At 75.5% G+C, this 6,555-nt stretch carries 5 protein-coding genes; 1 reads left to right on the forward strand and 4 read right to left on the reverse strand.

Translation table 11 applies throughout. The features are described 5' to 3' along the window. Positions 1–104: 104 nt before the first annotated feature. Positions 105–1,757, forward strand: coding sequence for a phospho-sugar mutase (locus AB0E83_RS29560; RefSeq protein ID WP_362118458.1), 1,653 nt, complete (start codon positions 105–107; stop codon positions 1,755–1,757). Positions 1,758–1,827: 70 nt separating this feature from the next. Here the strand turns inward: AB0E83_RS29560 and AB0E83_RS29565 are convergent, their stop codons facing one another. From AB0E83_RS29565 to AB0E83_RS29580, 4 genes are all read right to left on the reverse strand, one after another. Then, positions 1,828–2,688 (reverse strand): phosphate ABC transporter ATP-binding protein, encoded by an 861-nt coding sequence (locus tag AB0E83_RS29565; RefSeq protein WP_362118460.1) that lies wholly within the window; start codon positions 2,686–2,688, stop codon positions 1,828–1,830. A 22-nt stretch (positions 2,689–2,710) separates the two neighbouring features. Next, on the reverse strand, positions 2,711–3,586 hold the full coding sequence (locus AB0E83_RS29570) for a class E sortase (RefSeq protein ID WP_362118463.1): 876 nt from the start codon (positions 3,584–3,586) through the stop codon (positions 2,711–2,713). Further along, the gene (locus tag AB0E83_RS29575) at positions 3,583–4,827 is read right to left on the reverse strand and encodes an LPXTG cell wall anchor domain-containing protein (RefSeq protein WP_362118466.1); all 1,245 of its coding nucleotides are present in this window, start codon (positions 4,825–4,827) and stop codon (positions 3,583–3,585) included. Before AB0E83_RS29575 ends, AB0E83_RS29570 begins: the two co-directional genes overlap by 4 nt. 180 nt (positions 4,828–5,007) lie before the next feature. Continuing rightward, positions 5,008–5,985, reverse strand: coding sequence for a substrate-binding domain-containing protein (locus AB0E83_RS29580; RefSeq protein WP_362118469.1), 978 nt, complete (start codon positions 5,983–5,985; stop codon positions 5,008–5,010). Positions 5,986–6,555 lie beyond the last annotated feature (570 nt).

Consider the following 6,555-nt stretch of genomic DNA (forward strand, 5'->3'; position numbering starts at 1 on the left):
TCGGGGCGGGGAAAGGCTCCGCGCAGCGGCCGGCCCCACCGACCGCCCCCGCCCACCGACCGCCCCACCCCACCTCACCGCCCGCAGACGAAAGGCGCATCACCGTGACGCAGGACGAACTCCTCGCCCGGGCCCAGGCGTGGCTCGCCGAGGACCCCGACCCCGAGACCCGGGAGGAGCTCGGCGCGCTCCTCGACCGGGGGGAGACCGACGAGCTGGCGGTCCGGTTCGCCGGGACGCTGCAGTTCGGCACCGCGGGGCTCCGCGGGGAGCTCGGCGCCGGGCCCATGCGGATGAACCGGTCCGTGGTGATCCGGGCCGCCGCCGGGCTCGCCGCGTACCTGAAGGGGAAGGGGCAGGCCGGCGGCCTGGTCGTCATCGGCTACGACGCCCGCTACAAGTCGGCCGACTTCGCCCGGGACACCGCCGCCGTGATGACGGGCGCCGGGCTGCGCGCCGCGCTGCTGCCGCGCCCGCTGCCGACGCCGGTCCTGGCGTACGCCATAAGGCACCTGGGCGCCGTCGCCGGCGTCGAGGTGACCGCGAGCCACAACCCGCCGCGGGACAACGGCTACAAGGTGTACCTGGGCGACGGCTCGCAGATCGTGCCGCCGGCCGACGCCGAGATCGCGGCCGAGATCGCCGCCGTCCGCGCGCTGGCCGACGTGCCCCGGCCCGAGGACGGCTGGGAGACCCTCGGCGAGGAGGTCCTGGAGGCGTACCTGGCCCGGACCGACGCCGTCCTGACGCCCGGCTCGCCGCGGACCGCGCGGACGGTCTACACGGCGATGCACGGCGTCGGGAAGGACGTCCTGACGGCGGCCTTCGCGCGGCACGGCTTCCCGCCGCCGGCGCTGGTCGCCGCGCAGGCGGAGCCCGACCCGGCGTTCCCGACGGTGGCCTTCCCGAACCCGGAGGAGCCGGGCGCCATGGACCTCGCCTTCGAGGCGGCCCGGGCCGTGGACCCCGACCTCGTCATCGCCAACGACCCGGACGCCGACCGCTGCGCCGTGGCCGTGCCGGACGCCTCCGTCGAGGGCGGCTGGCGGATGCTGCGCGGCGACGAGGTCGGCGCGCTGCTCGCCGCGCACCTCGTGCACAAGGGCGCGCGGGGCGTCTTCGCGGAGTCGATCGTCTCGTCCTCGCTGCTCGGCCGGATCGCCGAGGCGGCCGGGGTCGGGTACGAGGAGACGCTGACCGGCTTCAAGTGGATCGCGCGCGTCGACGGGCTGCGGTACGGGTACGAGGAGGCGCTCGGCTACTGCGTGGACCCCGAGGGCGTCCGCGACAAGGACGGCATCACGGCGGCGCTGCTCGTCGCCGAGCTGGCCTCGGAGCTGAAGGAGCGGGACCGGACGCTGACGGACCTGCTCGACGACCTGGCGGTCGCGCACGGGCTGCACGCCACGGACCAGCTGTCGGTGCGGGTGGAGGACCTGGGGATCATCGCGAACGCGATGGCCGCCCTGCGCGAGACCCCGCCGGTGCGGCTCGCGGGCCTGACCGTGGTCTCGGCGGAGGACCTGACGAAGGGCACGGAGTCGCTGCCGCCGACGGACGGTCTGCGCTACCACCTGGACGGCGACTACAAGGCCCGGGTGATCGTCCGCCCGTCGGGCACGGAGCCCAAGCTGAAGTGCTACCTGGAGGTCGTGGTCCCGGTCGCCGACGCGAGCGGGCTCGCGGCGGCCCGGGCGACCGGCGCCGAGGTGCTGGGCGCGCTGAAGAAGGACCTGGCGGCGGCCGCGGGGCTGTAGCCGGGCGGGACGCGGCGGAGGGCCGGTGCGGGGGTTCCCGTGCCGGCCCTCCGTCGTGTCGCCGGCTTCCCTATCCGAAGCGGCCGTTGACGTAGTCCGCCGTGCGCGGGTCGCGCGGGGAGCCGAACACGGTGTCGGTGGGGCCGTGTTCGACGATCACGCCGGGGGTGCCCTGTTCGGCGAGGAAGAAGGCGCAGGAGTCGGAGACCCGGGCGGCCTGCTGCATGTTGTGGGTGACGATGACGATCGTCACCTCGGACTTCAGCTCGGCGATGGTCTCCTCGACGCGCCGGGTGGAGGTGGGGTCGAGGGCCGAGCAGGGCTCGTCCATGAGGAGCACGCGGGGGCGGACGGCGAGCGCGCGGGCGATGCAGAGGCGCTGCTGCTGTCCGCCGGAGAGGGCGCCGCCGGGCTGCCGGAGCCGGTCCTTGACCTCGTTCCAGAGGCCGGCGCGGGTCAGGCACTCCTCGACGAGGGCGTCCTTCTCATCGCGGCCGGCCCGGACGCCGCCGAGCTTGAGGCCGGCGAGGACGTTCTCGTACAGGGACATCGCGGGGAACGGGTTGGGCTTCTGGAAGACCATGCCGATCTCGCGGCGGGCGTGGGTGATGCGGCGGCCCCGGTCGTAGATGTCGGCGCCGTCGAGGAGGACCCGGCCCGACAGGGCGGCGGAGCCGATGAGTTCGTGCATCCGGTTGAGGATGCGCAGGAAGGTCGACTTGCCGCAGCCGGAGGGGCCGATGAGGGCGGTCACCTCGTGGGCGGGCATGGCGAGCGAGACCCGGTCGAGGACCTTGCGGTCGCCGAACCAGGCGGAGACGGCCTCGGCGTCGAGCGCGCCCGCGCGGGCGGCGGGCGGCCTCCCGCCGGGGACGGACGGTCTCCCGCCGGGCACGGGCGGCAGGGTGACGGTGTCGGCGAGGTCGGTCATGCGGTCATCAACTCCACGGTTCTCAGAGGAGGTTGGGGAGGAGCCGGGTCAGTTCGCCGGAGACGAGGACGCCGAGCGCGACGAGCACGGGGGTGGCGGCGATCCAGGTCTGGCGGGGGCCCCAGCGGCGGCGGGCGGCGACGGTGAGGACGGCGGCGAGGAGCAGGGCCTGGGCGCCGAGGAAGATCTTCGGCCAGGCGGCCGGGTCGCCGGCGAGCGCCTTCTCCGCGTCGGTGATCCAGCCGGGCCGCAGCGGGCGGGCCGGGCTGGGCTGGACGTCGGAGACCAGTTTCGCGTCGACGAAGAGGAAGTCCTCCGGGGTGTACGCGCCCCCGTCGGCCGTCACCAGGGTCAGCCGGCCCGCCCCGGCGCCGGGCGCGGGCAGGGTCGGGTCGCCGGGCCGCCGTACGCCCACCACCTCGTACACGGCCTCTCCCTGACCGGTCGTCACCTCGACGCGGGCGCCGGGCGGCAGCCGGTGCAGGTCGTTGAAGGGGCTGCCGTACCCCCACTGGCGGCCCATGAGGACCGCCGTCCCCGCCTGGCCGGGCAGCGGGGTGTCGCGGCGGTGGCCGGGGCCCGACATGAGGACCTCGGACGTGGTGCCCTCGGCGACGACCTCGCGCAGCCCGAGGACCGGGATGCGGAGCAGGGCGACGGGGGCGCCGAGGGCGACCGGCTTGCCGTCGTACGTGGTCTGCCCCACCGGGGCGGTGCCGAGGGCGAGTTGCTCGCGCAGCTCGTCGTAGGCGGTGGCCTGGTCGCGGGCGTGCTGGAGGTGCCCGACGACGGTCAGGTTCGCGGCGAAGCCGATGAGCAGCGCGGCGAGCACGCACAGCGCCGCCCCGGCCAGGGCGAGCCCGGCGCGGGGGGCGGCGGGAGCCGGTGCGGTGGTCACGGCCGGGCGACCGCCTTGCGGCGGCGGACCCCGATCACGGCCGCCGCGCCGAGCAGGCAGAGCGCGAGCGAGCCGAGCGCGGCGGAGGCGGCGGAGGAGGAGGCGCCGGTCGCGGCGAGGGCGCCGCCCGAACCGCCCTGCGGGGAGGCGCCGGTGGAGCCGGACCCGGTCGCCCCGCCGTCACCGCCGCCGGCGCCGGAGGAGCCGGAGGAGCCGGACGGGTCGCCGGTGGTGCCGTCGGCGCCGGCGGCCCCGGACGCGGTCGGCGTGGGCGTGGCGCCGGTGCCGGGCGTGTCCGTGGGGGTGGGCTCGTCGGTGGGCCCGTCCGTCGGGTCGTCGGTCGGGTCGTCGGTCGGCCCGTCCGTCGGGGTGTCGGTGGGGGTCGGCGTGCCGGTGGGCGTCGGGGTGCCGGTGGGTGTCGGGGTGCCGGTGGGGGTCGGGGTGGTGGCGGGGCCCGCCACGAACGTCTCCAGGGCCTGGCTGGGGGTGTACGCGGCCGGGTCGGCGGGGGTGTACTGCGCGAGGACGGGGAAGGAGAGGTTGACCGTGCCGTGCATCGTGGCCGTGATCTCCGCCTTGCCGGCCACGAGCTCCCGGGTGCCGAGCTCCTTGATCTCGCCGGTCGCGTCGTCGAGCGTGAGGAAGGTGACCGTGCCCGCCGCGGCGGCCGGTTCGATCTCCGCCCGGATCGGGAAGGTGCTGCCCACGGGCGGGGTGGCGCTGTCGGAGCCGACCTTCAGGTTGGTCGCCTGCTGGTCGATGGCGGACCAGCTCTCCCCCGTGACCTCGATCATCCGGGAGAAGTACGCGGCGCGGGCCTCGGAGTCCGCCGTCTCGCAGGAGAGCCGCAGCTCGTACCGGCCGTCCAGGGGCCCGGAGGGCACGAGCTCGCGCAGCCGGTCCTGGAGCGTGGCGTAGCCGGCGCCGGAGCCGGTGAGCGGGCCGGAGAGCGGGGTGGTGCCGAGCGGCCCGCCGGGGGCGACCTCGGCGATCGGCGCGGTGAGGGCCGGGTCGCCGGGGTCGACCAGGACCAGGACGCCCTTGACGTACGGCTCGCCGGCCTCGGCGGGCGCGGGGCACGGCCCGTCGGCGGTGACGGACGACAGACCGTCCGCGAGGGCGCCCGAGGCCGGGGCCGGGGTGAAGGTGCCGTGCCGGGTGGCGGCGGAGGCGGGCGTGGACAGGCCCAGGACGAGGGCGAGGGCGCCGCAGAGGAGGGCGAGGGCCGTGAGCAGTGCCACGGGTGATCTGAGGGGCGTGACCTGGTGCATGGGACGGATGTCCTCCGGGGCGGGTGGTGGTCGGCAGCGTGGGCGGGACGCGGGAGGTCGCGGGCGGGTCCGGGGAGTTCGGGCGGGGTACGCCGGGGGGCCGGGCACCCTGGGGTGCCCGGCCGGCGTGCGGTCAGGGGGCGGGAGCGGTCAGCGCTCGCCCTTGAGGGTGGTGGTGCCGCAGGCGGCGCCGAGGGTGCCGAAGCCGTAGGAGGCGATCGTCGTGCCGGCGGCGCAGACCTTGGAGGACGAGCCGACGAAGGTCTGGGAGACCGTCGCGTTCGTCAGCTTCGTGGTCGGGACGACGTTGTAGACGTCACGGGTGAAGGGGAAGGACGGGTTGAGCGTCTTGTCCGTGTTGCGCGGGGCGACGGTGCCGACGGAGCCGAGGACGGCCGCGCCGCGGCGGTCGGCGACGACGGCCTTCTCCTGCGCCGTGTACTGGGCGACCGAGTACGGGGCGATGTCGCCGGCGGAGTCGAGGACGGTGCCGTCGTTCTCCTGGGCGCCCTGCGTGACGCAGGCGCCCGGCGTGGTCACGCCGATGGAGGAGAGGAAGAACTGGCGGGTGCCGGAGTTGGCCTGCGGCAGGATCGGGGTGAGCGCCACGCCGTTCAGGCTGGTGAGGTTGCACTCGTAGACGCTCTTCAGCTGGGCCGCCGTCAGGTCGGCCGGCAGGGCGCTGTCGGAGCGCTTGGCCCAGGACACGGCGTCCTTGGCGAAGGGGATCCAGGTCAGGTCCGTGGAGGTGGCGGTGTCGACCGGGCCGCGCGAGGAGCGGGCGAAGTCGAGGCAGCCGGAGTTGGTGTCCACGGCGTTGCGGAGCGCGTCGATGCCGGCCGAGGAGCCGTTCGGGCGGTTGATCACACAGCCGGTGGCCTTGGTCTTGATGGTGGCCGTGCCCGTGGCGTTCCAGGAGGCGATGATCTTCTGGCCGAAGGCGTTGACGACGACGTCGCCGAGGCCGTTCATGACGTCCTGGGTCGTGTCCGAGCCGACACCCGCCAGGGTGCGGTACTGGGTGACCGGGGTGGGGTCGGCCTGGGCCGCCGGGGCGAGGGCGACACCGAGACCGAGGGCGGCCACGCCGAGGGCGGCACCGAGACGAGCGCGGGACTTGACGTTCACTTCTGATCTCCTCCGTGAAAACGGATGTCATGGAATGGACGCACAAGCGAAATCCGGATTCTCATTTTCCGGCCGGTCCGTCGACCGGCCGGGAACAACAATTCCGCACGGGCGGATCGGGGAACCACCACGTTCAGCCGCTTTTCAGGTTACGAATTCCCGTACGAGATGGATCCGCGGGGGTCCCGCGCCGTCCGGCGAATCCGAGGACGGCGGGCCCGGCCACTCCGGCGACGCCGCCGATGACCAGCACGCCGAGCAGGATCCAGCGGACCCGCCCGAGCACTCCGGAGGGCGTGGTGCCGGTGGCCGAGGCGAGCTGCCGTCCGGGGTCCCCGCCGGGGCCGGAGCCGTTCCCCGCGCCGGTTCCGCCCGCCGCGGGGCCGCCGGGCGGGGCGGAGGGGGGCGCCCCCGTCCCCGTACCGCCGCCGTCGGAGCCGGAGCCGGAGCCCGTGCCGGAGCCGCCGCCCGGGCCGGTGCCGGTGGCGGAGCCGCCGTCGCCGGTGGCGGAGCCATGACACCCTGCGCGCCTCCAAGGCCATGCAGGAGCGCGCCTTCGCCGACCCGAAG

Source organism: Streptomyces sp. NPDC035033, assembly GCF_040636735.1.
In the GTDB taxonomy this organism is placed as follows: Bacteria; Actinomycetota; Actinomycetes; order Streptomycetales; family Streptomycetaceae; genus Streptomyces.

Bases quoted from the DNA above. Each gene is read 5' to 3' on its own strand.
- AB0E83_RS29565 (WP_362118460.1), bottom strand. From the start codon at position 2,688: ATGACCGACCTCGCCGACACCGTCACCCTGCCGCCCGTGCCCGGCGGG.